The sequence below is a fragment of the Rhodococcus sp. BS-15 genome (genome assembly GCF_000813105.1).
Lineage (GTDB): Bacteria > Actinomycetota > Actinomycetes > Mycobacteriales > Mycobacteriaceae > Rhodococcoides.
This window is the reverse complement of record NZ_BAOX01000648.1, coordinates 1-554: the sequence shown is the minus strand read 5'-3', so window position 1 is coordinate 554 and position 554 is coordinate 1. Positions and strand designations below refer to the sequence as shown.

General features: G+C 64.8%; 1 protein-coding gene. It reads right to left on the bottom strand.

Annotated features, from left to right (window positions below):
* Positions 1-554: YHYH protein (locus RHBS_RS28490; protein WP_128646960.1), on the bottom strand; the 554-nt coding region annotated here is incomplete at both ends.

The following is a 554-nucleotide window of genomic DNA, read 5'->3' as shown; positions in this document are numbered from 1 at the left end:
CCGCCATTCCCGCCCCCCGCCTGAGCCGCCCGGCAAGGCCGCCTGATCGTTGTCGGGGCTGCTCAAGGCTGATTCGGCCGTCGCGCCTGCCATGCAGCCGGGCAGATTCGGGGAGTCGTAAGTCAGGTGGTAATGGTAGATCTCACCGAACTCTTCGGTCTCGGAAACGTGTCCGGAGCATTCGTCGAGGTCTGTTGGAATGTCTCGATCCTCTTCGGGTCCGTAGATGCCATAGCCGTCGTAGGCGAGCCCGATGAGCGCTTCCGCGTCCTGATCCACCGCGCAGGTCTCGCTGATACCTGCTTCGTCGAGGTTGGCCTGGATCGACTCGGCACCGAAATGCCAGTGGTAGTAGCCCGACGGATCGATGTGTCCGCCGCACGAGTCGAGGGCCGGCAGCCCGCCGCGGTCAGCGACGGAGGGCGCATCCCCGAAGATCGTGATGCCGTCGAGCGCTAGTCCGACCTGCGAGATAGTCGACAGGGAGGTCGACGAGTCCAGCTTCTCGGGGGTGACGGGGATGAGAGCTTGGAGGTGGAAGGTTCCGTCGGGGG